General features: G+C 41.7%; 24 protein-coding genes. 12 read left to right on the top strand and 12 right to left on the bottom strand.

Features of this window, described 5'->3' with window-relative positions:
• Positions 1-79: 79 nt before the first annotated feature.
• Together HWE15_RS01115 and HWE15_RS01110 are read right to left on the bottom strand one after the other, a co-directional pair.
• A complete protein-coding gene (locus tag HWE15_RS01115; protein WP_290505655.1) occupies positions 80-505 on the bottom strand; it encodes a hypothetical protein in 426 nt (141 codons plus the stop codon).
• Positions 506-682: 177 nt separating this feature from the next.
• A complete protein-coding gene (locus HWE15_RS01110; RefSeq protein WP_290505654.1) occupies positions 683-1,426 on the bottom strand; it encodes an MBL fold metallo-hydrolase in 744 nt (247 codons plus the stop codon).
• Between the two features lie 705 nt (positions 1,427-2,131).
• On the opposite strand from HWE15_RS01110, the gene HWE15_RS01105 reads away from it, so the two are divergent.
• Positions 2,132-2,680 (top strand): HdeD family acid-resistance protein, encoded by a 549-nt coding sequence (locus HWE15_RS01105; protein WP_290505653.1) that lies wholly within the window; start codon positions 2,132-2,134, stop codon positions 2,678-2,680.
• A 323-nt stretch (positions 2,681-3,003) separates the two neighbouring features.
• Here the strand turns inward: HWE15_RS01105 and HWE15_RS01100 are convergent, their stop codons facing one another.
• From HWE15_RS01100 to HWE15_RS01085, 4 genes are all read right to left on the bottom strand, one after another.
• Positions 3,004-4,542 (bottom strand): YifB family Mg chelatase-like AAA ATPase, encoded by a 1,539-nt coding sequence (locus tag HWE15_RS01100; RefSeq protein ID WP_290505652.1) that lies wholly within the window; start codon positions 4,540-4,542, stop codon positions 3,004-3,006.
• Positions 4,543-4,599: 57 nt separating this feature from the next.
• Positions 4,600-4,968: a hypothetical protein gene (locus HWE15_RS01095; RefSeq protein WP_290505651.1), complete on the bottom strand. Its 369-nt coding sequence runs from the start codon at positions 4,966-4,968 to the stop codon at positions 4,600-4,602.
• Positions 4,969-4,998: 30 nt separating this feature from the next.
• Positions 4,999-6,831, bottom strand: a complete 1,833-nt coding sequence (locus HWE15_RS01090) for an ABC transporter transmembrane domain-containing protein (RefSeq protein ID WP_290505650.1) — start codon at positions 6,829-6,831, stop codon at positions 4,999-5,001.
• Between the two features lie 99 nt (positions 6,832-6,930).
• Entirely contained in the window at positions 6,931-8,634 is a 1,704-nt protein-coding gene (locus tag HWE15_RS01085) for a hypothetical protein (protein ID WP_290505649.1), read from the bottom strand.
• Positions 8,635-8,847: 213 nt separating this feature from the next.
• Between HWE15_RS01085 and HWE15_RS01080 the strand changes: the two genes are divergently transcribed.
• From HWE15_RS01080 to HWE15_RS01030, 11 genes are all read left to right on the top strand, one after another.
• Positions 8,848-9,093: a type B 50S ribosomal protein L31 gene (locus HWE15_RS01080; RefSeq protein WP_290505648.1), complete on the top strand. Its 246-nt coding sequence runs from the start codon at positions 8,848-8,850 to the stop codon at positions 9,091-9,093.
• Positions 9,094-9,162: 69 nt separating this feature from the next.
• Complete coding sequence (locus tag HWE15_RS01075; protein ID WP_290505647.1) at positions 9,163-10,353, top strand: GlmU family protein; 1,191 nt, start codon at positions 9,163-9,165, stop codon at positions 10,351-10,353.
• Positions 10,354-10,371: 18 nt separating this feature from the next.
• Complete coding sequence (locus tag HWE15_RS01070; protein WP_290505646.1) at positions 10,372-11,523, top strand: hypothetical protein; 1,152 nt, start codon at positions 10,372-10,374, stop codon at positions 11,521-11,523.
• Positions 11,504-11,953 (top strand): RimK/LysX family protein, encoded by a 450-nt coding sequence (locus tag HWE15_RS01065; protein ID WP_290505645.1) that lies wholly within the window; start codon positions 11,504-11,506, stop codon positions 11,951-11,953. The genes HWE15_RS01070 and HWE15_RS01065 overlap by 20 nt, the downstream gene beginning before the upstream one ends.
• A gap of 2 nt (positions 11,954-11,955) precedes the next feature.
• Positions 11,956-12,864, top strand: coding sequence for a 30S ribosomal protein S6--L-glutamate ligase (rimK, locus tag HWE15_RS01060; RefSeq protein WP_290505644.1), 909 nt, complete (start codon positions 11,956-11,958; stop codon positions 12,862-12,864).
• Positions 12,861-13,796, top strand: a complete 936-nt coding sequence (gene hemC / locus HWE15_RS01055; RefSeq protein WP_290505643.1) for a hydroxymethylbilane synthase — start codon at positions 12,861-12,863, stop codon at positions 13,794-13,796. Before rimK ends, hemC begins: the two co-directional genes overlap by 4 nt.
• Positions 13,793-14,638, top strand: a complete 846-nt coding sequence (locus HWE15_RS01050; protein ID WP_290505642.1) for a peptidylprolyl isomerase — start codon at positions 13,793-13,795, stop codon at positions 14,636-14,638. The genes hemC and HWE15_RS01050 overlap by 4 nt, the downstream gene beginning before the upstream one ends.
• On the top strand, positions 14,628-15,545 hold the full coding sequence (locus HWE15_RS01045) for an SDR family oxidoreductase (RefSeq protein WP_290505641.1): 918 nt from the start codon (positions 14,628-14,630) through the stop codon (positions 15,543-15,545). The genes HWE15_RS01050 and HWE15_RS01045 overlap by 11 nt, the downstream gene beginning before the upstream one ends.
• Positions 15,546-15,585: 40 nt before the next feature.
• Complete coding sequence (locus HWE15_RS01040) at positions 15,586-16,971, top strand: sodium-dependent transporter (RefSeq protein WP_290505640.1); 1,386 nt, start codon at positions 15,586-15,588, stop codon at positions 16,969-16,971.
• A gap of 128 nt (positions 16,972-17,099) precedes the next feature.
• Positions 17,100-17,471, top strand: coding sequence for a response regulator (locus tag HWE15_RS01035; protein ID WP_290505639.1), 372 nt, complete (start codon positions 17,100-17,102; stop codon positions 17,469-17,471).
• Between the two features lie 71 nt (positions 17,472-17,542).
• Positions 17,543-18,136: a porin family protein gene (locus tag HWE15_RS01030; RefSeq protein ID WP_290505638.1), complete on the top strand. Its 594-nt coding sequence runs from the start codon at positions 17,543-17,545 to the stop codon at positions 18,134-18,136.
• A gap of 36 nt (positions 18,137-18,172) precedes the next feature.
• Here the strand turns inward: HWE15_RS01030 and HWE15_RS01025 are convergent, their stop codons facing one another.
• From HWE15_RS01025 to HWE15_RS01000, 6 genes are all read right to left on the bottom strand, one after another.
• Positions 18,173-20,677, bottom strand: coding sequence for a glycosyl hydrolase (locus tag HWE15_RS01025; RefSeq protein WP_290505637.1), 2,505 nt, complete (start codon positions 20,675-20,677; stop codon positions 18,173-18,175).
• Positions 20,678-20,769: 92 nt separating this feature from the next.
• A complete protein-coding gene (locus tag HWE15_RS01020) occupies positions 20,770-21,936 on the bottom strand; it encodes a hypothetical protein (RefSeq protein WP_290505636.1) in 1,167 nt (388 codons plus the stop codon).
• A gap of 2 nt (positions 21,937-21,938) precedes the next feature.
• A complete protein-coding gene (locus HWE15_RS01015) occupies positions 21,939-23,135 on the bottom strand; it encodes a hypothetical protein (protein ID WP_290505635.1) in 1,197 nt (398 codons plus the stop codon).
• A 68-nt stretch (positions 23,136-23,203) separates the two neighbouring features.
• The gene (locus HWE15_RS01010; RefSeq protein ID WP_290505634.1) at positions 23,204-23,908 is read right to left on the bottom strand and encodes a gluconate 2-dehydrogenase subunit 3 family protein; all 705 of its coding nucleotides are present in this window, start codon (positions 23,906-23,908) and stop codon (positions 23,204-23,206) included.
• A 3-nt stretch (positions 23,909-23,911) separates the two neighbouring features.
• Positions 23,912-25,654: a GMC family oxidoreductase gene (locus HWE15_RS01005; RefSeq protein ID WP_290505633.1), complete on the bottom strand. Its 1,743-nt coding sequence runs from the start codon at positions 25,652-25,654 to the stop codon at positions 23,912-23,914.
• A gap of 108 nt (positions 25,655-25,762) precedes the next feature.
• Entirely contained in the window at positions 25,763-26,449 is a 687-nt protein-coding gene (locus HWE15_RS01000; protein WP_290505632.1) for an arylesterase, read from the bottom strand.
• Between the last annotated feature and the right edge of the window lie 172 nt (positions 26,450-26,621).

Genomic DNA, 26,621 nt, shown 5'->3' with positions numbered 1-26,621 from the left:
TAAAAAAGGTATAAAAATTAATTCAAATCTTTTTTGACTCTAATTAAGAATTCTCCTCCTTCGCCTAGGTTGGTTTGGTTTAATCAATTGGGATAGTCAGTGTTAACGAAGGATAGGCCTTAGGAATGGTTCCCACATATTCCGGTATATTCATGGGTTGATACCTGAAACTCAATTCTGCCGCTTTTTTTGCATTGTTTCCTGAACTGATAAAAACAGGAATACTCGCCAACATGGCGGCTCCACCTGCCAAAACCATCACTCCGCCGGCATTTGAAGCGTCCACTTCACTTTTTGAACAACCGAAAATGCAGAAGTTTTCAGAAAAGATAATAGCACCAGTAGTGGTTACTGCTGCCCCAGCTCCAAGTAGAATCCAAGCTGTAGTTTTTTGCTTTTTACTTTTTTCCAAGTAATCCTGTTTGGTCATTTGCTGAGCAAAGCTTGGATAAGCTGCTCCAATGAGGGTCGCCACAACGAATATGGCGATGAACAACTTTTTCATGATTTATTTCTTTAAAGGCCAGACTTATTCTAGTTACTGAAACTAGTATCTGACAATAATAAATCACCTGATTTTTGGATATAGAAAAGTTGATTTTAATCAGAGATTGATACAAAAAAATAAACCCCTCGAATCGAGGGGCTTGTTATTTATTTGGAATGTGAATCGGATTAGATTTTAATTCTCTGGATACCAATTTCGTAGTCTAACATCTACATTAGGTGCTTGGCCCTGAACGAGGGTTTTGAATTTTTCTACATCACTAAGTCCGTTTGTTCCTCTGTAGTGGTAAGGATAAACAATGGTAGGTTTGAATTCGGAAACAGCGCTGGCCGCTTGATCCACATCCATCGTATAGGGTAAGTTCATGCATACAAAGGCTACGTCAATATTTTCCAGGGCTCTCATTTCTGGAATATCTTCCGTATCTCCTGAGAAATAAAAACTCTTTCCTCCTAATTCAACGATATAGCCATTTCCTCTTCCTTTGGGGTGTCTGCTATCATCGGTTTCAGGCAAATTGTACATGGGGATGGCCTCAATTCTGCTCCCCAAAATAGTTTCTATATCCCCATTTCCAAGGACGATGATGCTTCGATATTTTTCAGCCGGAAGCTTTTCCGCAACAGCTTGAGGTGCAACAATCACTGCTTGTGATAAATCGAGTCCATCAAGCGTTTCTTGGTTGTGATGATCGCCGTGGATATCTGTGATCAATACTAGATCTGCTGGATTTTGAGATTGAAAGCGCTCAGCTCCCCCGTATGGGTCTACATAGATCGTCATGTCTTTGTAGTCCAGTACCAATGAACCGTGAAGGATAGGTGTGATTTTGACGTCTTGATTATCTGTTTGGATTAAATCTTGGGCAGAAACTGCACTCGAAACGGATAGAAGAAATAAAACAAGTAATTTTTTCATCGGATCGGTTTTAAAAGGGTTTAGAAAAGCAATCAATTGATTAAGTATATAAGCCTAGATATAACCAATTCAAAACTCAATATGTTTTTATTCCTTTTCTCTTAAAATATTCAATAAGAGAGGTGTGTTAAATACTATTCAAAAGGAAAGGAGCCCAATATTTTGGGGCGCGGAATTGTTCGCCACCCTGTCCTAAAGCCAACGCTCGTTTAATATTGTTAAGCCCGGTAAATGTATCCTCTCCATCCACATTTACCATTTTGAATAAGTTTTCTTAGATCAAAAAGCTTTACCCTTATCCATTTAAAAAGGCTTTCTTTTCAATTGGTGAAAAGAAGTCCATGATTTCAACCGATTTTGGGATTGATCATTTTTATTCTTCCAAATGAAATCAATAGTTTGATTTGAAACTCTTATTTCAAACCAATATCCCTAATCCTAGACAATTCTCAAGAAGAAAGAAGGAATGGCTTTGATCAAAAGGGTTGGTATTTCGAATATTTTGGAGGGAGCTGCCGAATCACAGAAGATGAAGCTTGAAGCCTGAGCTAATGGAGCTAGATTGAATGGGGTGGGTGATTTCCGGATTTGGCAAAATTTATCCGTATATTCCCTGAGACTTCCGGGCCTCAATAAGCTCGAAAAGTTCTTTTTTCTTTCAAATGAAGTTTAAGTTCAGAATTTTCAAATTTAAATACTACGTTCATGTTACAGTCAGTTTTTAAAAAGTGGTGGGTAATTCTTTTGCAAGGTTTGCTTTTCATAATTCTCGGGATCTACGTAATGCGTCATCCAGCTGATATGTTGGCGGGCCTATCCTTTTGGCTGGGAATTTTGACCTTGGTAGCAGGTGCTACAGGGCTCTTAGGCTATTTATTTGCTCCCAAAGAAGAAAGAGAAAATCAATCTCTTTTATGGAGTTTGCTAACGGCCATTCTAGGTGTGTTGATGTTGGCAAATTTGATGGCTACCATGAAACTAATCACCATTTTCTTTGGTCTATGGTTCCTTTCTACGGGTATATTTCTGTCGATTCAAGGATGGGGCTTGCGAGAGGCTATGAATTTTGGATGGGTTATTTTTGGATTGGGAGTGATGGCCGTCATTGGAGGGATTATGATGGTTTTTGATATTGGAAAAGGGGCCGTTGGGGTCAGTGTATTCTTAGGGCTTCAAGCGGTCTTGCTAGGATTAGGTTTTGTGATTCTGGCATTTTTAAAGCGTTTTGTCGTAAAGAAGCTCAAAGGAGTTTAGTCGAGGAGCCTATCATAAGGCTACTGGTTCTAGACAAACTAATGGTAAGGAGGGGAAGGGTACAGTCCTTCTTCTCTTGTGTACCTGAGGTTCCTGATTTGTACTTTAAGTTTATCCATTCATTTTTTGATTATTGAAATTTAAAAGATTCTCGAAAACGATTGGGCTTTCTATTTACAGATCAATAAAAAAATAGTTTTGGCCCCTATAGTATTGCCAAATCAATGACCAGTATAAGCTACTGTCTGAGGACGATATGGGACAGGTTTTCTATATCTAAACCTTGTAAAGGAAGTGATAGCATATTACATGATCAGAAAAAATCACCCTGCCCATCCCTCGCGGTCTAAGCTTCGATATTGGATTGCCTCTGCCAGATGTTCCACTTTAATTGTTTCACTATCGGCAATATCAGCAATGGTTCGGGCTACTTTCAAAATCCGATCGTAGGCACGGGCACTTAATCCCAGGCGCTCCATCGCGGTTTTCAGCAAAGCTTTTCCGGCTTCGTTGATTTGGCAGACCTCCTTAACCATATGGGAAGGCATCATGGCATTGCAGTAGACTTCCGGGTTGTTTTGGAAGCGCTCTTTTTGTTTTTCTCGTCCTTGAATCACCCGCTCCCGGATGGATTTGCTGGACTCAGCCTTTCGGGTGGAGGTCATTTCGTCAAATTTCACCGGCGTGACTTCCACGTGGAGGTCGATCCGATCCAATAAGGGTCCGCTGACTTTATTGAGGTAGCGTTGCACAATTCCTGGTCCACAGACACATTCCTTTTCAGGATGGTTGTAATAACCGCATGGGCAGGGATTCATACTGGCGATAAGCATGAAATTGGCAGGGTAGTCCACGGATATTTTTGCGCGGGAAATCGTGACTTTTCGTTCTTCCAAAGGTTGTCGCATCACTTCCAAAACAGTTCGCTTGAATTCGGGTAATTCATCTAAAAACAGCACGCCATTGTGTGCCAAGGAGATTTCTCCAGGTTGGGGATTACCACCACCTCCTACAAGCGCCACGTCAGAAATGGTGTGATGTGGACTTCGAAAGGGTCTATTAGCTAAAAGCGATGCGTTTTTTCCAAGTTTGCCAGCAACAGAATGGATTTTGGTGGTTTCTAAGGCTTCTTGCAACGAAAGTGGAGGAAGGATAGAGGGAAGTCGCTTGGCCAACATGGTTTTTCCGGCACCGGGAGGTCCAATCATGATGACATTGTGTCCGCCTGCTGCAGCGATTTCCATGGCGCGTTTGATGTTTTCTTGTCCTTGCACATCGGAAAAATCAAACTCAATATCATCCAAAGAATGATAAAAGATCTCCCGTGTATCGGTGACCAAAGGGGTGATTTCAAGATTTCCCTGTAAAAATTCAACAGCTTCATTTAGGGTTTCGACTCCGATAATATCCAGATTGTTGACGATGGAAGCTTCCTTGGCATTTTCCAAGGGAAGAATAAACCCTTTGAATCCCCGTTTACGAGCTTCGATAGCGATGGGAAGCACACCTTTTATAGGCCTTAAATTACCATCGAGGGAAAGCTCACCCATGATTACATACCGATCCAATTCAGGAAAATCTACCTGCTCAGATGCTTGAAGAATTCCCATGGCGATGGGAAGGTCATAGGCTGAACCCTCTTTGCGAATATCAGCAGGAGCTAAATTAATGACGACTTTTTGCCTGGGCATTCGGTAGTTGAAATACTTGAGTGCCGATTCCACTCGCTGTTGGGATTCTTTAACAGCAGAATCCGGAAGGCCTACCATGAAAAAGCTGGTGCCCTGACCTACATTGACTTCAATTGTGATGAGATTGGCGTCTACTCCTGAGACTGCACTTCCAAAAGTTTTTGCAACCATAAAAAAAGGAAACCGTTTTGGTTTCCTTAATATACAGTTTTTGAATGTAAACCTTAATTATTCGGTGAAATTTTGTCTCGGAGGAATGCTGCTTCCTTCAGAATCTGAAGGTGGTTGAGTCTCCTGAGATTTTGGTTTTTCTGTAGTCTTTGGATGTTCAAAGTCATAAATTTTTGCTTTGAGTGCATTCATTTCATTTTCCATCTTTTTGACTTTGCCTTCTAAAGATGACTTTACGCCTTTTCCGACTAGCCAAGAGATCAAAAACAAGACTAATCCTGTCAGTAAAATTTTAACCACAGAATCGGAGGTGACTTCGGCGATTCCTACTAAACCTGCCATGGTATCGAAGGAAATGAAAAATATGAGTAAACCTGCAAAATAGACCAGTAAAATGATTTGGAGAATTCGGTGAAACTTCCGCATAGTGGTGATTATTATTTTCTTCGAATATAACTAAACGGACTGAATACTGGAAAGCTTCTGGTAAAGTCCTTTTTGCTTGAGTAATTCAGCATGGGTTCCCCGTTGAATGATTTGACCCTGATCGATTACCAAGATTTCATCCGCATGCTGAATGGTACTTAGTCGATGAGCGATTACCAGCGTGGTTCGGTTTTTCATTAATTGAGTCAAGGCTTCCTGTACCAGCTTTTCGGATTCGGAATCCAAAGCGGAGGTTGCTTCATCCAAAATTAGAATAGGTGGATTTTTTAATACGGCTCGGGCAATGCTTAAGCGCTGCCGCTGCCCGCCTGAAAGTTTACTTCCCCGTTCTCCAATGTTGGTCTGATATCCGTTTTCCATCTTTTCGATAAACTCATGGGCATTGGCGATTTGTGCCGCTTCCATAACCTGCTTTTCGGTAACGCCTTCCAAGCCGAATGCGATGTTGTTGAAAACGGAATCGTTAAATAAGATGGATTCCTGGGTGACTATTCCCATGTACTTTCGGAGGGAAGCCAAATTCAATGATTTGAGATTGATTCCATCGATCAAGATTTCACCATGGGTGGGATCATAAAATCTTGGAACCAAATCTGCCAAGGTAGATTTTCCTCCCCCTGAAGGGCCGACCAAGGCGATGGTCTTTCCTTTCTCCAACTTGAAATTGATTCCTTGTAAGACTTTTTTATCACCATAGGAGAAATCCACATTTCGAAATTCAATTTCTTGTTGAAAGCCTGTAAGCGTTTGAGGATGGGCTGGAGAGGTAATGGCCGGTTGGGTATCGACTACTTCAAAAATCCGCTCAGCGGATGCAATACCCCGCTGTACGCTGGAAACAGCACGTGAAATTTCTTTGGCTGGATTGAGGACTTGGGTAAAGATGATGATGTAGGTAATGAAATCCGAAGCACTTAAATTGGAATTTCCGCTAAGTACCAGGCTCCCACCATAAATCAGAATACCAGCTACTACGGTTACCCCCAAAAACTGTGAAATAGGAGAGGCCAATTCGTTTTTTCGGGCCATGTTCACATTGACAGCCGCATAGTTATCTGTTTCCTTATCGAACTTGCCAAACATGAAGGATTCTGCATTGAAAGCCTTGATGACGCGCATTCCCCCCAAAGTTTCATCCAAAATATTTACGATTCGTCCTAAGCTTTGCTGGCTTTCTACTGCCTTTCTTTTAAGCCTTCTCGTGATTCCTCCAATGATGGCGCCAGAAATAGGAATTAATAGAATAGTAAACAGGGTTAATTTGACGGACATAAAAAATAAGACGGCGAAATATAGAATGATTGTGGCCGGTTCCCTGAAAACGACCCGAAGAGACTGCACGATGGTGTTTTCTACTTCCTGTACATCATTGGTCATTTTAGACATCAAATCTCCTTTGCGCTCATTTGAAAAATAACCTAAATGAAGCCCGCTCACCCGATTGAAAATATCGGTTCGCATGCCTTTGATGACCTTGGCACGAACTTTTGCTAAAACCACACCAGACAAGTAGGTGAATAGGTTGGAAAGAAAAACAGAAAAGACAATGACGGTACAGACGAAGGCTAAAGTCCCCACTTTTCCATAACCGTCCTGGATTTTTAGAAAATAATGATTGAAAAGCCCCGTAAAGTATTCCAAAGTAAATTGAAATTGAGGGAGTTCCCTGAATTTTTCCAAAGAATCAGTAGCTACCTGTTCAAAGATCACATCAAAAAGCGGTTTGAGTAAGGTGAAATTGATCAAACCGAAAATGATGGATAGAAGGGTGTAGCCGATATATGTGGGTACGAACTTGCCGAATGGACGGGCGTAGGACAAGATCCGTAAGTAAGTTTTCATGCAGGAAAAGTTCCGAATTTGGCTCGCAATTTACGGAAAAATCAGGAAGCCATTCGAGTTTGAAATTGGGACAAAATATTCCTTGATCTTCTTAATCCATTAATAATTGAACTCAGGACGGATAAAATTCCAGCGAATTGCCAATTGGATAAATTGAGAACTCTCCGGCGAGGAAAGATCTTGAGCTGTTCTTCTTCTGAAAATATGGGTGCCGTCAATGAATAAATTGTGCTTGAGCATGTAGCTTGCCACTAGGTTTGTTTGGATAACCTGATTTTCGATTCCTTGTCCGGTGACATTCCCAAATAATCCAGTCGGACTGCCTTCCAATCTGTTTTTCAAAATATCGCCTCCCCAATTGGTTTCAGCATCAGGATCAGTTCCGTACAATTGGTAGTTTCCAAGTAGTGTTAATCGAAGCTTTGGAATAGGTTGATAGCGGACGATGCCGACAAATTCCTTAAAATTAGCCCCCAAGGGGTGCGTCAGAGGAGTTCTCCAGTTGGTGTAGGATTGATGGTCAAATTTTTCTTGAAAGGTATAGGGTCGGGCTGTGTTGAATTCCAATTGCAAGTCTAGATTGGAGATTTCAAAAGCATTGATGTATTTATAGCCTGCCTGCACCCCATATTTATTTCGCTTGGATCCTTTTCCATCAATTCCAAAAAACTCTGAAAACACAAATTCATCCAAGGCAAATTGTCCATAAAGTTGCATTCCAGGTATCAATATCCACTTGGCGTCCATCCCAAGCATAACCTTATCAGGAGTTCCTAGCTGTTGCTCCACCCATCGGAAGAAAACCACAGGATTGAAATAGTTGAAATTGACCTTGTCGGTCATCACGGACTCAAAGAATCCCAAATTGAGTTTTTTGCCAATGTTGAATCCTAGGCGATGCATGGAGAAATACTTCTGGGGATATCGTCCGTCTGTGGGCCTTCCCCGGTCATAAAAAACATCCGCCGTCATTTGAGTCCAGAGGTTTGTCAATTGGAATTTCCCGATTTTGGTGTTGAGTTTGACAAACATGTATGGATTGGAAAAGTCCGAGAGTAAAAAGGATCGATAGCCTTCTCCAATGAAATTACGATCGTGTCCTACCTGCGCCTGAATACTTTTTGTCAAATGAAAATTGACATGTCCTCTTGCTGAAAAGTAGCTATAACCATCGCTGTTGTATTCTTTCCAAAAGCCTTCTCCAGGGACAGCGCCTCGATATTCTGCATAGTTTTTAACCCAGCTTGGGAAAAATACTTCTGAAGTGGTGAGGTAGGTAAAGAAACTCACCTTTTTATCTACTGCTCCCCGAACAACAAAGCCACGGGAAAGTTGGGCAGGGTTTTGATCCTGATCTGTTTCCATGCCCCCCGCTAAATAGATGACAGGACTTAGGTGAATGTCGAATTCATCACTATAAGAATGGGCAAAATCTCCAGGTCGGCGATAGAGCTTTTTTAGAAAGGGTTTTTTGGATTCTTCTGTTTCTTGGGTTACAAATTCCCAATTGTCTTGTGCCAGGTAGGAAAGATTAAAACGGTCGGATGCACTTTTGATAACTGGATCTTGAGCTAGACTATCCAGATATTTACCTAATAAGTCCCGACGGTAGGGTTTGTATCCCGTATGAAAAAAGGGATTGTTTTTTCCCTGTAAGATTTCGTAGCGATCGATCAGATGATAGTAATCCCGTTCAAATGGGACATAACTTCCTTGTGAATAGGAGGAATGATAGGAAGTAAGCCCAAGGATGAAAAGAATGAAGAAGAATTTTCCGGCTTTGAGAAAAACAGCTCTATTCATAAAAGGAAGTTCAGCTTAGAAAGTGTTTTTTGGGATTTCCCCACAATCGATTTGAAAAATAGTAGTTTTGGGTCTGATTGCGGAGGGTTTTTAAAGTTTTATCTTAAAAATTCGAGATGCCTTCGATTATTTTTTATAAAGATTTGGTGGCTTATTTCAAAAAGGATAACTTTGTGCCTCATTTGAGCAAGCGCAGACAAAAACACTGAAGATATGAAAAAAGATATTCATCCAAACTACAGACCAGTAGTGTTTTATGACACTTCTTCTGAGTTTAAATTCTTGACCCAATCTACCATCGAAACCAACGAAACGATCCTTTGGGAAGATGGTAATGAATATCCGCTGTACAAGATCGAAGTTAGTTCCGAGTCTCATCCTTTCTACACTGGAAAGAAGATGTTGTTGGATACTGCTGGTCGAGTGGAGAAATTCAACAGAAGATACGCGAAGAAATAAGTCGATACAAAGACTGTTCAAAAAGTCTCCCGGAGCATGGATTCCGGGAGACTTTTTTATTTTTGCCACATGGAAAATCTGCTTTTATTTGATGACCCGTCTATTCGAGGGGCTTTGCTTCCCTTTACTTTTACTCGCCCGATTGCTGCTATTCGGATAGGGATATTGACCATTGCTGAGAAATGGGAAAAAATTTCAGGCAAGGAAGTTTCTTTTTTGACGCAAGATTATTTGCAGGAAAAATATCCCCGAAATGAAGGTGCGCGTTTGGCTATCAATGGCGGGTTGATCCCAACGGCTGAAATCATTCAAGAAATTCAAGGTCTTAAAGAAGGGCAAGCACTTTATGCAGGAAAAACTTTACTTGCCTGCTACATCGGTGAGACGGAAAAGAATTTAAGTGCCGCTACTCAAAAGGAAGTGGTTCAGCTTCATGCCGACCCCCAGCTTCTAACCAAGACCTGGGAGATTTTTCAGCATAATGGAACAGAGATCAAACGTGATTTTGACTTATTGACCCGTGGTAAAAAAAGTCAGGAAATTTCAGATCCTCACACCAAGGTTTATGCCCCTGAAAATATTTTTATTGAAGAAGGAGCCTTGATTCGGGCAGCGGTTTTGAATGCCGAAAATGGTCCTATCTACATCGGAAAAAACACGGAAATTCAAGAAGGGTCGCTTATTCGGGGTCCATTCGCCCTTTGTGAAGGATCGACGGTTAATATGGGGGCCAAACTTCGAGGAGATACCACCGTTGGTCCGCATTCCAAAGTAGGAGGAGAAGTATCGAATTCGGTGATTTTTGGTTATTCCAATAAAGGTCATGAAGGTTTTCTTGGGAATTCGGTCATCGGAGAATGGTGTAATCTGGGAGCAGATACCAATACCTCCAATTTGAAAAATAATTATGCGCCCGTAAAGCTTTGGGATTATGTCCGTGGAGGCTTTTCAAATACTGGGCTTCAATTCTGTGGATTAATGATGGGGGATCATTCCAAGTGTGGAATCAATACCATGTTCAATACAGGAACGGTTGTCGGAGTAGGAGCCAATATTTTTGGGGATGGTTTTCCAAGGAACTTTATTCCGTCTTTCGCATGGGGTGGGGCTGCAGGTTTTTCCACCTTTCAGTTTCCAAAATTTGCCCAAACTGCTCAAGCTGTCATGGCGAGACGAAAAGTAGCTTGGAATCAAGTGGAAGAAGAAATGCTCCAGAAAGTTTTTGATTTAACCAAGAACTACAGAATTTGGGAAAAATAATCCCTTGACGCGAAAAGCATGCAGTTTGCACAAATCCCTGGATTAAAAGAGACGAAAGAACGATTGACCAAGGCGGTTCAGCAGAACCATTTGGCGCATTCCTTATTGTTTCATGGCCCGGAAGGTTCGGCTTCCTTAGGTATGCCTATAGCTTTGGCGACCTATTTATATTGTGAGAATCGAACGGAAGAAGATTCCTGCGGTCAGTGTGGTTCCTGTCAGCGAATGGCCAAATTGGTCATGCCGGATTTCAATTTTGTTTTTCCTCGGGTGAGCCTTACCAAAGAAGAAGAAAAAAAGGCAGATGAAGTCAATGCGAAGCTGGTAGCCAATTTCCGTGATTTTTGCACCCATCAGACCTATGGGAATATCCAAGACTTCATTCATTTAAATCATTTTGAAAAGAAAAAGCTGAATATCTCAGTAGGTGCCGCACGGGAAGTGATCCGTTCTTTGGCGCTGTCTTCTTTTGAAGGGAGTTATAAAATCATGATGATCTGGGGGGTGGAATACCTCAATATTGAAGCTTCTAATGCCCTTTTGAAAATATTGGAAGAACCCCAGCCTGGAACCTTCTTCATGTTGGTCACTAGTCAACCGGACCAATTGCTAACGACAATCTTGTCCCGAACCCAAAAAATAAATGTTAGGGGTTTTACGGATGAGGAGATTCAGAATTTCTTGGTTGAATCCGGGAAATGTGATGAGCAAGTTGCTAAACAGGTCTCTATGATTGCCGACGGAAATATTCGGGCTGCTTTGCGCATGGTTGACCAGGTGGAAGATCGGCAGGTCATCTGGGTTCGTGACTGGTTTCGACTTTGTGGAATCCGAAGATTTAGTGAAATTTTCGATTTAGCAGAGAAATTTCAAAAGACAGATTTGGATTTTCAGCGGTCTATTTTCCAAACCGGGATGAACGTTGCTCGAGAAATTTTGCTTCACAATGCGCAATTGGATCAAATGCTCCGGACGCAGGGAGAAGATCGGGATTTCGTCGAAAAAATTGCCACCCATGTTTTGGACGAAGATGCTGCTTCGGAATTGTATGAAAAATTCAATGAGGCGATTTATCATTTGGATAGAAATGGAAATGCTAAATTGATTTTCACGGATCTTTCCATGGATATTCTTTTGCTACTAGCGCGCTATGCAAAAAAAGCAGCCTAATAAAATCATTGGTCGGAAGGAAAAAATCAACCTCTTTGGGTTGGGGCTTTCTGCGGTTTGGGCCAAAGTGGATACGGGTGCCTACACCAGTGCCATTCATGCTGAAAATATCCGAGTTGAAGAGCGGGATGGAAAACGAAAATTGGTTTTCCAGGTATTGATGCCAGGCCATCGAAAGTTTACGGGAGAGGAAGTTGTTTTTGAAAAATTCCGTGAGAAAAAAGTGAAAAATTCCTTCGGTCAGGCAGAATTCCGTTATCTCATTGAAACTGAGATCGAGCTGGCAGGAGAACGGTTTATCGCGGAATTTACCCTAACTGATCGCTCAAAAATGAAAAATGCTATTCTTTTGGGGAGAAAAATCCTCAAAGGACGCTTCTTGGTCGATGTTGACCAGATAAATCTTTCTAAAAATTATAATCACGACTAGTCATGAAGATCGCTGTGCTTTCTCGAAACTCAAATTTATACTCTACAAGAAGACTTGTAGAGGCGATCCAAGCGGCTGGTCATGAAGCGTTAGTGGTCGATCACAGTATTTGTGATTTGATTATTGAGCAGGAGGGACCTTCTATTATTTTCAAAGGTCAAAAATTAACTGATATTGATGCGATTATTCCCCGAATTGGTGCTTCTGTGACATTTTATGGAACTGCAGTAGTCCGCCAGTTTGAGTTGATGGGAGCGTTTTCTGCGAATAATTCCCAGGCCATCGTACGAAGTAGGGATAAGCTGAGGAGTTTGCAGATCCTTTCAAAGGCTGGGCTGGGAATGCCAAAAACGGCCTTCACCAACTTTTCCAAAGGTGGAGAAAAACAAATAATCGAGCATGTTGGCGGAGCTCCCTTGATTATCAAATTATTGGAAGGCACACAAGGCTTGGGTGTGGTGCTGGCGGAAACAAAGAAAGCAGGCCAATCGGTGATCGAGGCGTTTCATGGTTTGAAGGCCCGTATCATTGTTCAAGAATTCATCAAAGAAGCAAAAGGAGCTGATATCCGAGCCTTTGTAGTGAATGGAAAGGTAGTGGGTGCCATGAAGCGACAAGGAGCGGAAGGTGAATTTCGTTCCAATCTTCATCGCGGAGGGAAAGCAACCATCATCAAACTCAGTCGAGCCGAACGGGCTGCTGCACTCGGGGCGGCGAAGGCTTTGGGGCTGGATGTGGCCGGAGTGGATATGTTGCAATCTTCCCGCGGACCTTTGATTTTGGAAGTGAATAGTTCCCCTGGTTTGGAAGGAATTGAAAAAGCGACAGGAATCGATATTGCGGGAGCAATTATAAAATTTATTGAAGAAGGAGTTCAGAAGAAATCTCCCAAGCGAGGAGCAGATCAATGAGAAAAATTAAGATTGGGACGAGAGGGAGCAAATTGGCGCTCTGGCAGGCATATCATGTTCAGGATTTGTTGAAAAGTGCAGGTCTTGAGTCCGAAATTATAATTATCGACACCAAAGGTGATCAGATTTTGGATGTGTCCATTTCAAAGATCGGATCCAAGGGGGTTTTTACGCAGGAGTTAGAAGATCAATTGTTGGATGGCCGAATAGATATTGCGGTTCATTCCGCAAAGGATATGCAGTCCAACTTACCCGATGAGTTTGAGATCATTGCCTTTACCCAGCGGGAACAGGCCCATGATGTATTGCTGTCTCATAAATCTGGGATTTCTTTGAAAAATACAGGTAAGCCACTGGTTTTAGGAACTTCTTCTACACGTCGGGTGGCTACCTTGAAGCATTTTTATCCCCACATCAAAACGGTAGAAGTCCGAGGTAATCTCCAAACCCGAATCCGAAAAATGGAGGAAGGCTTGTGTGATGCTTTGTTGCTAGCCTTCGCCGGAGTACACCGAATGGGATATGATGAAAAAATTGTCGAAAATCTTTTATTGGAGGAGTTTATTCCTGCTGTAGGTCAAGGTTCAGTGGCGATTGAGTCCTCCAAAAACTTAGATACTACCATTCGAGAACAAATCATAAAGGCTTGCAATGACCTCTCTACTTCCTATATGCTTCGTGCGGAACGGGCGTATCTTCGGGTTTTAGAAGGAGGTTGTAGCATTCCTGTTTTTGCTCTTGCATCTGAAAAACAAGGCAAGCTTCAATTAAAGGGAGGGATTGTAAGTTTGGATGGGCAAAAAAGAATCTGTTTTGAAGTGGAGGGAGAAAGGGAAAATCCCGAAAAACTTGGTGAGCAATTAGCTCAGGAGGTATTGGAAGCAGGCGGACAGGAAATTCTTGTTGATATCAAATCAAAATTAAATACATGAGTAAGAAATATCATTGGTTTTGGGTCCTTGTTTTTTTGGGATTTTTGGGCTGCGCTGGCCAAAAGGAACAAGTAATTCGAATCGATACCCGGTATGGAGAAATCGTGGCGGTTCTTTTCGATGATACTCCCGTCCATAAATCCAACTTTATCGAATTAGCTGAGGCAGGTAGATTTGATTCTACTGAATTTCACCGGGTCATTCCGGAATTTATGGTGCAGGGTGGGGATGTTTTCTCAAAAGAAGAAATGCCCGCTGAGGAATGGCCTACTTTGCCAGCAGAGATTCGGCCAAACCATTTCCACAAAAAAGGGATGATAGCTGCCGCTCGTCAGGGGAATAATATTAACCCAGAGCGCAGATCCAGTGGATCCCAATTTTACATTGTTTTGGGACAAGTTTATGATGAATTGGAGCTTACTACCGATATGGCGAAACTGCAGGCTGCATTTATGCAATATGTACAATTGCAAAGCCAGGATTCGCTTCGAGCCACTTATACGCAACTCTACGAACAACAAGACTTTGATTCCCTGACGCGATTGATTCTATCCAAGAGGGATGAAATAGAGCAGTCACTTAACCTCAAATTGACCAAAGACCTTTCTGCTGAACAGTTGGAAGCTTATACCACGGTAGGGGGGACACCTCATTTGGATGGAGAGTATACTGTTTTTGGAGAGGTGATTCAAGGCTTGGAAGTTGCTGAAAAAATTTCTTTGGAACCTCGAGGTTCTCGAGATAAGCCCTTGGATCCCATTTACATGACTATCAGAGTGGAAGCGATGACTCCAGCACAAATCGAACGTGAATTTGGATATATCATAGAGGATGGGAAGTAAAAAACGAATATTTATCACTGGAGCGAATGGTTTGTTGGGGCAAAAGCTTATTTACCGCTTGCTAGAGAAAGGTGATTTTGAAATCATAGCCAGTGGAAGAGGGCCTTGCCGCTTGAAGGAAAAAAGTTTTGAATACGTTTCTCTGGATATAGAGGATGAAGAAGCCGTAAAAAAGACGCTTGAAAAGTACCATCCTGATATTATCATTCATGGAGCAGCCATGACACATGTTGATGTCTGCGAGCAAAATCAAGAGGCTTGTTATCGTGCGAATGTACTGGCTACCAAATACCTATTAGATGCATCCCAGCATTTCCAGCCTCATTTTATTTTCGTTTCTACAGATTTTATTTTTTCTGGGAACAAGGGACCATTGACCGAAGAAGAAGATCCAGATCCAGTCAATTATTATGGACAGACCAAGCTGGATGCTGAGGAATTGGTTCGTTACTCAAACTTAAAATGGACGATCGCAAGAACCGTTTTGGTTTTTGGAATTTCTCCAGGCTTGAGTCGGACCAATATTGTTTTATGGGTAAAGGAAAGCCTAGAGCAAGGAAAAACCATCCAAGTAGTGAATGATCAATTCCGTACCCCAACCTTGGCTGAGGATTTAGCGGAGGGCTGTATTTTGATCGCTGAAAAGGGAGCGGAAGGAGTTTTCAATATTTCCGGACCCGACTTTTTAACGCCCTACGAAATGGCTATCGAGACAGCGGATTTCTTCGGTTTGGACAAGAGCCTTATCCAAGAAACAGACTCCACTCGATTTGTCCAACCTGCTAAAAGACCTCTTCGAACCGGATTTATCATTGAAAAAGCTCGAAAGGAGTTGGGTTATGAGCCGAAAACTTTCCGAGCGGCAATTGGTATTTTAGCAAAACAAATTATCTTAGCCAGCTCTTAAAAAGCAGTTATTTCCCAAAAATTTAACAATCGCATTATCTATGGCAGTAAGCGCAACTCCCGATTCAAGGGGACAATTCGGCTCTAGCTTAGGGTTTATTATGGCCGCGGCTGGTTCAGCAGTTGGCCTAGGAAATATTTGGAGATTTCCATACCTGACAGGTGAAAACGGAGGTGGAGCCTTCGTGTTTGTTTACCTGATCTGTGTTCTTTTCATTGGTTTGCCATTGCTTTTCAATGAGATCGCACTCGGTAGAAAATCCGGTAAAAACCCAATCGGAGCGATTCGAGATACTGGTGGTAATAAATTCTGGCAACTAGCAGGTGTACTTTGTGTGATGGTCTGCTTTTTTGTTTTTAGCTACTATTCGGTGATTGCTGGATGGACAGTTGGCTATATTGTTACTGAAATTATCAATATCCCTGTGAATTTTGAGGAGTTCGTTCAGACTCCTTTGTATGTAATTCCACTCACCTTCTTATTTATTTTGATTACCATCCTAATTGTATTGGGAGGAATTTCTGGTGGTATTGAAAAGGCAGCGAAGTTTTTGATGCCTATCTTGTTCATTATCATCATTTTCATTGCTGGTCGATCAGTAACTTTGGAAGGTGCTGAAGCTGGAATTCAATATTATTTGAATCCTGATTTTTCAAAAATCAATGGAACTGTAGTTCTTCAAGCACTTGGTCAGGCATTCTTCTCGATGTCTGTAGGCTGGGGATTGATGATTACATTCGGATCGTATTTGCCTAAAGAATCCAACATCATTCAGTCTTCTGGATGGATTGCAGGGATGGATACCATGGTCGCTCTATTGGGTGGTTTGATGGTATTCCCAGCGTTGTTTGCTTTGTTGCCAGGAAAAGACCCTGCCGCAGGTCCAGCCTTGGTTTTCGATGTATTGCCTCGAGTATTTGATGCGATGCCAGGTGGAAGTGTCATCGGAGCTTTGTTCTTCTTGCTTTTAATGGTTGCAGCTTTGACTTCCACTATTTCCATGTTGGAAGTACCTGTATCTTATCTAATTGACGATAGAAAGTGGAACCGAACCAAGGCGACTTGGATCGTAGGGATTGCAGCGATGTTGATGTCTATTCCTTCTGCCTTGTCATCCATTCCGGGTAACTTCTTCGCAGAAATTCGATTTAATTTCTTGAGTAATCCTATCGAAGGATTCTTTGGAGCGATGGACTTTATCTTCGGTACGTTCGCCGTAATTGTGATTTGTTTGATGCTTTCCCTTTACACAGGCTGGGCTCAGAAAATCGGCGAATTTGCGGATGAGTTAGCAATGGGTGCTCCTAAGTTCCAAGGAATATATCGAAAGGGATGGATCTTCTTTATAAAGTGGGTTTGTCCAATTGTAATTATCCTTTTGATTCTAAATATGGTAGGCTTGTTTGGAGCTCCTCAAGCGGCCTAAATCATATCTTTATCTTTAAGAAATGGCTGTCTTTTTAAAAAGGCAGCCATTTTTTTATAGTTTTTTCATGAAACGTGTTTTTTGGAACGATTCTTTCGTTAAAGAATGTAGAATCACACGGTAAAGGCATGCGAGTACTTTTGGTTGATGATGATGCAATGCATCTTTTGATTTTAAAGCGGATTTTCGAAAACTCGAAGGATACGGTCGTAACCGCCAAAAATGGTCGGGAAGCCCTTTTAGTTTTAGACTCCAATTCAGATTTTAATGTGATTTTGACGGATATCAGCATGCCCGTCATGGATGGGGTTGAGCTTTTGGCTAAAGTGAAGGCAAATGGAAAAACCAAAGGGATTCCTGTGATCGGCTTTACTTCTGGCGATGTGAATTACTACCGTGAGATTTCAACCGTTCCTTTTGACTCTTTGGTCCCCAAACCGCTGGACTTTTCTGATTTGCGAATAATTGCCGAGGAGAAGGCAAGATTTCAGGTGAATTGATCAGGGGGAACTTGCCTCCTGTATAATTTTGAAGAGTTTTCACGTTTATATTTCTCAAACGATAACTGCGTATGAAAAAAATAATCTTGTTTTTCGTTCTTTTTGGGCTTGCTTCTGTGGGCTTTTCTCAAAATTTTGGTTTTGGAATTAAAGCTGGATTGAGTAGTTCAAAACTGGATTTTAAGTCTACTCAATTTGTGCCAACTGATGCTCAGACGGGATATCATTTGGGAGTTTTTGCCCGAGTAGGTGGTGCTGGACTTTATGTTCAGCCTGAATTATTATTTACCCAAACCAGTGGTCAATTTGAATTGAACCTGCAAGGAAACAGTGGTTCTGAGAAATATCAGGCTGATTTCAATCGAATTGATCTTCCCGTAATGGTTGGTTTTAAATTCCTCAAATTCCTCCGTGTCCAAGCGGGACCAATTGCTTCATTTAATATCGATTCCAATCTAGAAAACTCAGTAGGAACTGTCATGGATGTTGATTTTAAACAAGCGACATTTGGTTACCAAGCAGGCCTAGGCTTTGATATCGGGAATTTGTACATCGATGCTAAATATGAAGGGGGCTTAAGTAATCTCACTGAAAACATAAGCAACTTTTCAACAGATAACCGGCTTAATCAATGGGTTTTATCTGTTGGATTTAAAGTATTCTAAAAAAAGAGGCCGATCAAAAGATCGGCCTCTTTAATTTTAATCCATTACTTTTTGTTTGGGAGTGGCAAGTTCATGGATTTGCTCTAGCTCTACAATATAAACGCTTCGTCCATGGGTGCCGATCACTAGATCATTTTCGCGTTCCTGAATGACCATGTCATAAATGGCTACGTTTGGAATTTCACCTTGAAATAGATTCCAATTATTTCCTCCATCCATACTTACAAATAATCCATGATCTGTTCCTAAATACAGAATGCTTGGATTGCTATGATCCTCTACAATGATATTGGTGGACTCCTCCGGTAGATTTCCTTTGATGGAAGTCCATGTCTTACCATAGTTGGTGCTTTTGAAGACATAGGTTTTGAACTCGTCGTATCGATAGCCATTCAAGGTGATGTAAACTACTCCTTCCTGATGCTTGGATGGGGCAATCGAACTCACCCATCTGTCTTCCGGAAGTCCGGCATTCAATGATTCCCAGTTTCCGCCGTTGTTTCGGGTAATCCAAACATTTCCGTCGTCTGTCCCTGCATACAAAGTTCCGAATTCAAAAGGTGACTCTTCGATTACGGTTAAAGTAGCAAAAGGAACATTTCCGCTCTTTTCATTTTTTGTAAGATCGGGTGAAATGGTGGTCCAAGTACTTCCCTGATCTAAACTTTGGTAGACATACTGGGAACCCATGTAAATGATATCTTGATTATGATGACTCAATCTGGCAGGGGTTCTCCAATTCCAGCGATTCGGGTCATCGCCAATGTCATGTCCTGGTGTAATCCTTCTTCGGTCTCCAGAGGCTTTATCGATTCGGAAATAGTTTCCAAACTGGAATCCCGTGTAAACAATGTTATTGTCTCGAGTATCTACTGCCACGACCATTCCATCACCACCCATTAAAGATTCCCAGCGGTCAGCTGGATCATTTTTAGAGCTTCCAAACCATACGCCATTGTCTTGCATTCCCCCATAGACATTGTAAGGAGATGCATTATCGGTCATAATGGAATAAAACTGAGAGATCGGCATTTGGGTATTCAAATGATCCCAGATTGCTCCACCTCCATAGCTTCTGTAGAGACCACCGTCATTTCCGAGAAGAATATGTTTTCCATCATTTGGATTGATCCACATGGATTGATGATCGGAGTGAGGACGGCCTACCGAATCCGTGCGTGAGAAGTTTTTTCCCCCATCTCTTGAAACCAATAGAGGAACACCTAGAACAAAAATCTCATCTTCATTTTCCGTGTTTACTCGAACTTCTCCGAAATAATACCCATAGGTGTTATAGAGTCTGCTTAAGTCTGATTCAGAAACTTTCTTCCAGGATTTTCCAGCATCCTCCGAACGAAAGACTTCTGCTCCAATAATTGAATTATTGGTCAAAGCAGCATTCGCATCGTTCGATTCTTTGTTGTAGTCAGCGATTTGGGCTGTTGTGATTTTACCAGTCCGAAGTTGTCGTTTGATTTCGGTTGGCGTGTATTTGGAAGCAAATTGATTTCTACGAAGGAAAGAATTCAATCGGTCATCCTCCAAAGCCAAAGCTTCCTCAACTGATAATTCCTTGAAATCCTCAAACTTCAGCGGGTTCTCCTCCTGTTGACCTCTTCTTCTTGGTTGCTCAGGTTCTTTATCTGAAGGACCTTGATTATCATGCAGGGCATAGACGACATTGGGATTGCTTTTTGCAAAATCAAAACCGATCCGACCTACATATTCGTTTTGAGGAAATCCTTCAACGGCTTTTTTCCAGGTTTTTCCCCCGTCTTCGGATCGCCAGATTGCCGATCCTTCTCCATTTCCAATGAAGTCATGGGCTTGTCTGAATCGTTCCCAAGAAGCGGCTAGAAGAATATCTGGGTTTTCGGGATGAACTTTGATGTCAATGATCCCAGTATTATCGTCAATGTAGAGCACTTTCTTCCAAGATGCTCCGCCATCGGTGGTCATGTAGAGTCCTCTTTCCTTATTTTTTGAATAGAGCCCACCCATTGAACCTACCCATACGATGTTGGGATTTGTTGGGTGAATTTGGATTTGGCCTATATGCTGAGAATGGGGAAGCCCCATGAATTCCCAGGTTTTTCCTGCGTCAGTGGATTTATATACTCCAGCGCCTGCATAGGTGGATCGACTGGAATTATTTTCTCCTGTTCCCACCCAAAGAATATTATTGTCCGAAGGAGACAGCGCCATGTCTCCAATACCTAAAGCACCTTGATGATCAAAAATCGGAGTAAAGGATTGTCCATTGTCCTCTGTTTTCCAGACGCCTCCTGAGGCTGCAGCGATGTAGAAGGTATTGGGGTTTTGCGCAACCTCAATATCCACTATTCGTCCAGACATATTTGTTGGCCCAATGTTTCGGGCCTTGAAGCTATTCAGTGGGGTATTGGCTAGCATTTCGCGATGTTTTTCAACCGCTACTATCAATTCTTTTTCAGTGGTGGGCTTGACTTCTTGGGCTGTAACGGTACCCAAACTGAGTAACCCAGCTGCGGCCCATATCAGGTAGGTCGATGATTTTTTCATAGAAATTTTATTGATCAGAATGAAATATAAACAATCACGGGCAAAACCGATTGGCTTTGCCCGCAAAAAGGAAATGGAATAGATGAATGGTTTTATTGGCTGACTAATCTCGTCTTATAAATGACCGAATAATCATTTTCAGCTTCCTCAAAATTGAGGGAAAACCAGATTTCGTCTTTGGAGATATACTTGCTTAGAGTGCCCAAAATTTCGGGCGTTTCGATATTGGGACTAATCAATGAACCGTCAAAAAGAGTATACCCACCGTCATTTAATTTTTCTGCTTCTACAAATATTTCATTAAAGTCATCCCCTCCGGCATTTATTACTTCATTAGCTTCTTCTTCTGTCAAGCCAGTAAGATATCGAATCAAAAATTTTCCGTCTTCTGTAGGGAAAATTGAAAGGTTTACTCCCAAGAAAAAATCCCTAAGATTAAATCCTCCACTTGCTGGCTCTTCACTAATTTTTCGTTCGATGAACTCAGAATAAGGGATTTCTTTGACTTTTGCAGGTTCCACCAAATTGGATAAGTGGTAGGTGAATAATTTGGGTTCGTTTCGGTATAGGATGTATAAGGAATCCTGAGATACATTAAAAATTGGATAAAAGTCTAGACTGCCAAATTCCTGTGTTTCACTACTATACTTGGATTCTTTTGGAAAAGGAATTGCAGGTTCAAATTTTTCAGTTTTTAAATCCAAAACCTCCAACCGGTTAGATTCCTTTTGAAATGCTAATCCTTGTTGACTTAAATCGCTATTCCTTCCTGGTAAGTACACGTACACTTTTTGTCCAGATACCCAATGGACTTGATTGAATGGGACCACAAAACTAGCCAATCCTTGGAAATCAGGTTTGAATACTTTCTTGATTTTCCCCGACAATTCGTAATTGACAATACCTTGGCTTCCCGGGATAAGAATGGATTCATTATCTAGAAATTTACCCAATCCAGTTCGGTTCCCTTGGATTGATTCTGGATCCTCGCCACTTCGATAGTATTTATGCTTAATATCTCCTTGCTTATTGGCAACAAAAATGGTGTCTGTATTTTGATCAATCATAAGATAGTTTTCACCATCCGGACTGATATCCATCAAAATGAGATTTCCCAAATAATCAACAATCAAGGAGTCGTAGATTTCGAACCCAAGATTTTGCTCCGAAAGAGGTTTATTTAGAATCTCATTTTCTTTTTCCGTACAGGAAAGAAAAAGTGTATAGCTAGCGATCAAAAATATTATACGACTTCTCATCCTTATCTTAATTCATATTTATAAATTCTAACAAAATCTTCCTCTACTTCTTCAGAGGGTTCTTTTTGGAACCAGAGTGCGTTTCCAGCAGCCAAGAATCCTCCAGTTTCTACTCCTTCTGGCAAGGCTACGTTTCCTAGAATTTGAAGTGTTTTTAAGTCAAAAATCAAGAATCCTTTGTTAACCTCTTCCTGGAGTTTTTCAAAGAGTAATTCGGCTTCCTCTTCTTTGCCTGATTGCCAGAGTTCTCCAGCTTCTTCTGTTTTTTCGGGATCCATGCCAGCATAATAATGGATAAGCAGATAATCACCGACCTGATGAATATTTCGAATGGAAGGGGTACTTCCGTCAACCATTAGATTCCCCTCTACAAATTCATTTCTTTCCCGAATCGGTAATTCTCTGATCTCCGGGATTGTTAAATTAATCGTGGTATCTAGAATTGGCTCTTCTCCCGAAAACTCATAGACCCGAAGTTTTGGTTCTCCTCCCAAGCTGATGTAAAGTTTCTCTGAGATCCATTCGTATGCTGGCGTATAATCACTTTCAACGTAACCTTTGCCGTTTTTGAATATACTGCCTTCCTCAAAAGGAATAATTTCTCGGGAATTTCCATTCTGGACACTTATCCACTCCAAGGCTCTAAAGCGATCGTAAAATGCTTGTTCTCCTGGGAAGGTATTTCTAGATCGAACAGATTTAGCAATTAAAAATTCTTCACCTTCCCGAGAAATTGACTCAATTGATTTTCCGGTAATAGGCATAAATATCGCTCCGCCGATATCTTCTGGGTGGTTAATTTTTTTGATTTGGTTCCCTTCCAGGTCGTAAATAAAAATTCCTCGAAGGCCACTGACAACCACGCGGTCATTTCCCAAAAAACCGGGAAGCTCCATCATAAATCCGTAAGCATCAGGAGTGTCTTCGGTTTTTGAAAATTTTCCTAAGAGCTCACCTTGTTGATTGAAGGTAATGATTTCACTTCCTGCATAATCATAAATCAAAATTCGACTAGCATCCTGACTCACATCTGCTAGAATGGGATCTCCAAGAAGTTTGTAATCCACCGAATCTACTTTCGAAAGAGTAAAATTGGTTTGAATTTGAACCACATCTTCCTCTGTGGTTTTTTCACTACAAGAAAATAGGAAAAGGGAAATCAAAAAGGCTAGCGTATAGCCACGCAATAGAAGTTTCATGTAAAAGTTGGTTTAATTAATTTTCTAAAAATAAAAAAATCCACGGGGCATCCGTGGATTTTTAGAATTTAACCGACAATGTTTCCCTCATCATCCCATTGGACGACTTTTGCTCTATCCTCAGGTTTCAGGTACAAGTCAGCGTATTGTGGGGGATTTGATAAGCCATGCTTATCCAGAACTTCCTGTGGAATTCCATCCCAAACATTTGGTGTGTTTCCTTTGTATCCCATGTACTTCCATCCTGCTTCTGTTGTAAAATAGCCGGTGCAGGTGAGGTTTCGGAGTAAATTAAACCATCGAACGCCTCCTTCATAAGCTGGATCAGCTTTATCAGGCCAAGCTACTAATTCAACGATTTCAATGACTTGATCTTTGCTCAGTTCATTAAATGGCTTGCCAAACTTTTCATCCGCCTCAAAATCTAACCACATCAATCCGCCACGCATGGGTGTCTGATAGCCTGGCTGATCCAGCATCATGAAATCAATAAAATCTGTCACCTTTAATTCTGTTGCTGCTGGAGATTCAGAATCTGCAGGCATAATAATATCGACTAGCGTATCGAGCTTTTTTCGTTCTTCCTCGGTAAAAAACGAATCAGCGAGCAGTTTTGCGTCTCGTTCTTTTTCCTCAGCAGTACGTCCGCCAGGTGTTCCTCCTTCAAAGATCTGACCGGAAACAACTTGCTCTTCCGGCTCACATCCTGTCATCAACAAGCCCGCTCCCAGAGAGCCTGTAAATAGCAATTTGAGATTTTCTCTTCTATTCATGGCTTAGATGTTTTTTTGTTTCAACTGTTCAACGATGTAATCCGAAGTCCTCCAAGAAAGCGCCAAGATAGTCCAGGTTGGATTCTTGTCTGCCTGAGAGACAAATGGCCCTGCATCTACGACAAACAGGTTTTTGCAATCGTGCACTTGGCAGTTGGAATTAACGACTGATGATTTGCGGTCATTTCCCATTCGGGTAGTTCCTACTTCGTGGATGATTCTACCCGGAGCAGCTAACCCGTATTTGGTTTCAGGCCCCGGTTTTTTCCCAAGCAAAATGGCACCCGCATTGGTGAGGATTTCTTCAAAAGTGTCCTGCATGTGCTTGGCTTGCTTGATTTCCTGATCGGTCCAGTTGTAGTTAAACCGAAGAACAGGGATACCGTACTTGTCGACTACATTTGGATCAATTTCGCAATAGTTGTCATACTGGGGGATACTTTCTCCGCGTCCTGACATTCCTAAGGTTGATCCGTAGATTCGGCGAATGTCTTTTTTCAGCCCTTCACCATAGCCTCCGTTTGGACTAGGATTGCCAAATTCATCCTTGATATACTGGCGCATGCTATCCATGCTCATTCCTGTACCATAGGCAGGCTGTCCCATTCCTCCCCAATATTCGATATGGTAGCCACGGGCAAAATCCAACTTTTTGTTATCCAGCCACCAAGGAGTGTACATGTGCATGCCGCCGACTCCATCCTCATTGTAGCGCTCCCGATCAATGAGATCAGGCATAATTCCCATTCGATCAGCACCAGTAGAATCATGAAGATAACGTCCTAATACACCAGAGTCAGCTCCGATACCGTCCGGAAATACTTGGGATTTGGAGTTCATCATAATTCTGGCAGATTCGCAAGCTGATGCTCCAAGAACTACTACACGGGAACGTAACTTGTATTCCTTCATATCCACTTTGGAAACAAAGGAAACCCCAGTTGCATTTCCTTGTGCATCAGTGGTTACTTTGCGAACCATGGAGTAGGTATATAAATCTACTTTCCCTTTTTTCATGGCCGGATGAACCAGGCAAGTTCCAGCTGAGAAATCTGCATAGGCCTGACATGCCCGATTACATTGGTTGCAGAAAAAACAAACTCCTCGCTCATTGTTAATCGGACGGGTAAGCATGGAGAGTCTGGAAGGAATCATAGGGATTCCTGCTCGATCTGCTCCTTTTTTGATAAAAAGTTCGTGAAGTCTTGGTTTTGGGGGAGGAAGGAAGAAGCCATCCGGCTCGTTGTAGATCCCCTCTTTGGTTCCAAATACGCCGATTAATTTATCAACTCGGTCATAGTAGGGTTTCAGATCATCGTATCCTATTGGCCAATCATCTCCCAATCCATCTATGCTCCCTCTTTTGAAATCATTTGGACCAAATCGAAGGGAAATTCGTCCCCAGTGATTGGTTCGGCCACCGACCATTCTGGATCTAAACCAGTCAAATTGAGTTCCATTCTTTCGGGTATAGGGTTCGCCGTCAATATCCCAACCTCCAATTGCAGCATCAAAATCTCCAAAAGGTCGGATTCTAGTTCCAGCGCCTCTACGGGGAGATTCCCATGGTGGCCGAAGTTGAGTTCGGTCTTCTTCTTTTGCCGGGTCAAAATCTCCACCTGCCTCAACAACTGCGACTGAAAGGCCAGCTTCTGATAGGATTTTGGAAGCCATGCCTCCTCCAGCTCCGGATCCTACTATAATGACATCATAGGAGTCGGGGCTTTCTTTGATCTGAAAACTCATTCTTAAAAATTTTAATTAAGATCAAAAGATAGGATAAAAAAATAGATAGTGAAAGGCTTCCTTTTTCTAATGGAATAGCCCAAAACCGAAAATTTATTTCCCTAAGGTTTACTTGATCAACTCCTCAATAAATGGCCATATCGTTTCAAATACGATTTGATGTCCCTCTTCAGTAGGGTGGATGCCATCAGGAAGGTTGAGGGAAGGATCACCGGCAACGCCTTCTAAAAGGAAAGGAATTAAGGTGACATTTTTCTCCTTAGCTATTGTAGGATATATTTCCTTGAATTCATTGGTATATTCCTGCCCCATATTTGGTGGGATTTGCATTCCTGCTAAAATGATATGGGTATTGGGATATTTCGCTCGAACCTTGTCGATGATTTTTTCCAAATTACTTTTTGTCTCGCTCAGAAGTATCCCACGAAGGCCATCATTTCCTCCCAATTCGAGTACAAAAATGGCAGGCTCATCTTCTAAAAACCAATCCAATCTACTTAAGCCTCCTGCAGTAGTTTCCCCACTCAAACCCCCGTTGATTACTCTATAATTCAATCCCAGGCTATCGATTCGTTGCTGAACCAATCCTGCAAAAGCATCCTCCTTATCGATCCCATAGCCAGCAGTCAAACTATTCCCAAAAAATAAGATGGTTTCGGTTGAAGTTTCAACAGAAGCGGTAGTCTCCTCCGTAGTTGTGACCTCTTCCTTTTTGGCTTTTTTTTCTCCACAGCTAAAACCAAAAAGGGTTATAAAAATCAAGGAAAATATAGAAATGGACGTAGAAGTTTTCATTTTTCTTTTTGTTGCTATTAATGTCTTTTTCATCAGAAATGTTTCCTCTTCAATTCAAATAGGAACCTATTTCAACCGCTGAACAGTTTATTGTACAATTTTCAGCAATAAATAGTTTACTTTCACGCTGATAGCCGAATTTTATTCGGTTTTTATTTAACCATTGCGGTTT

The sequence above is a fragment of the Algoriphagus sp. genome (assembly GCF_013373065.1).
GTDB lineage: Bacteria > Bacteroidota > Bacteroidia > Cytophagales > Cyclobacteriaceae > Algoriphagus.
The sequence above is the reverse complement of the archived record's forward strand: the minus strand, read 5'-3'. Positions and strand labels throughout refer to the sequence as shown.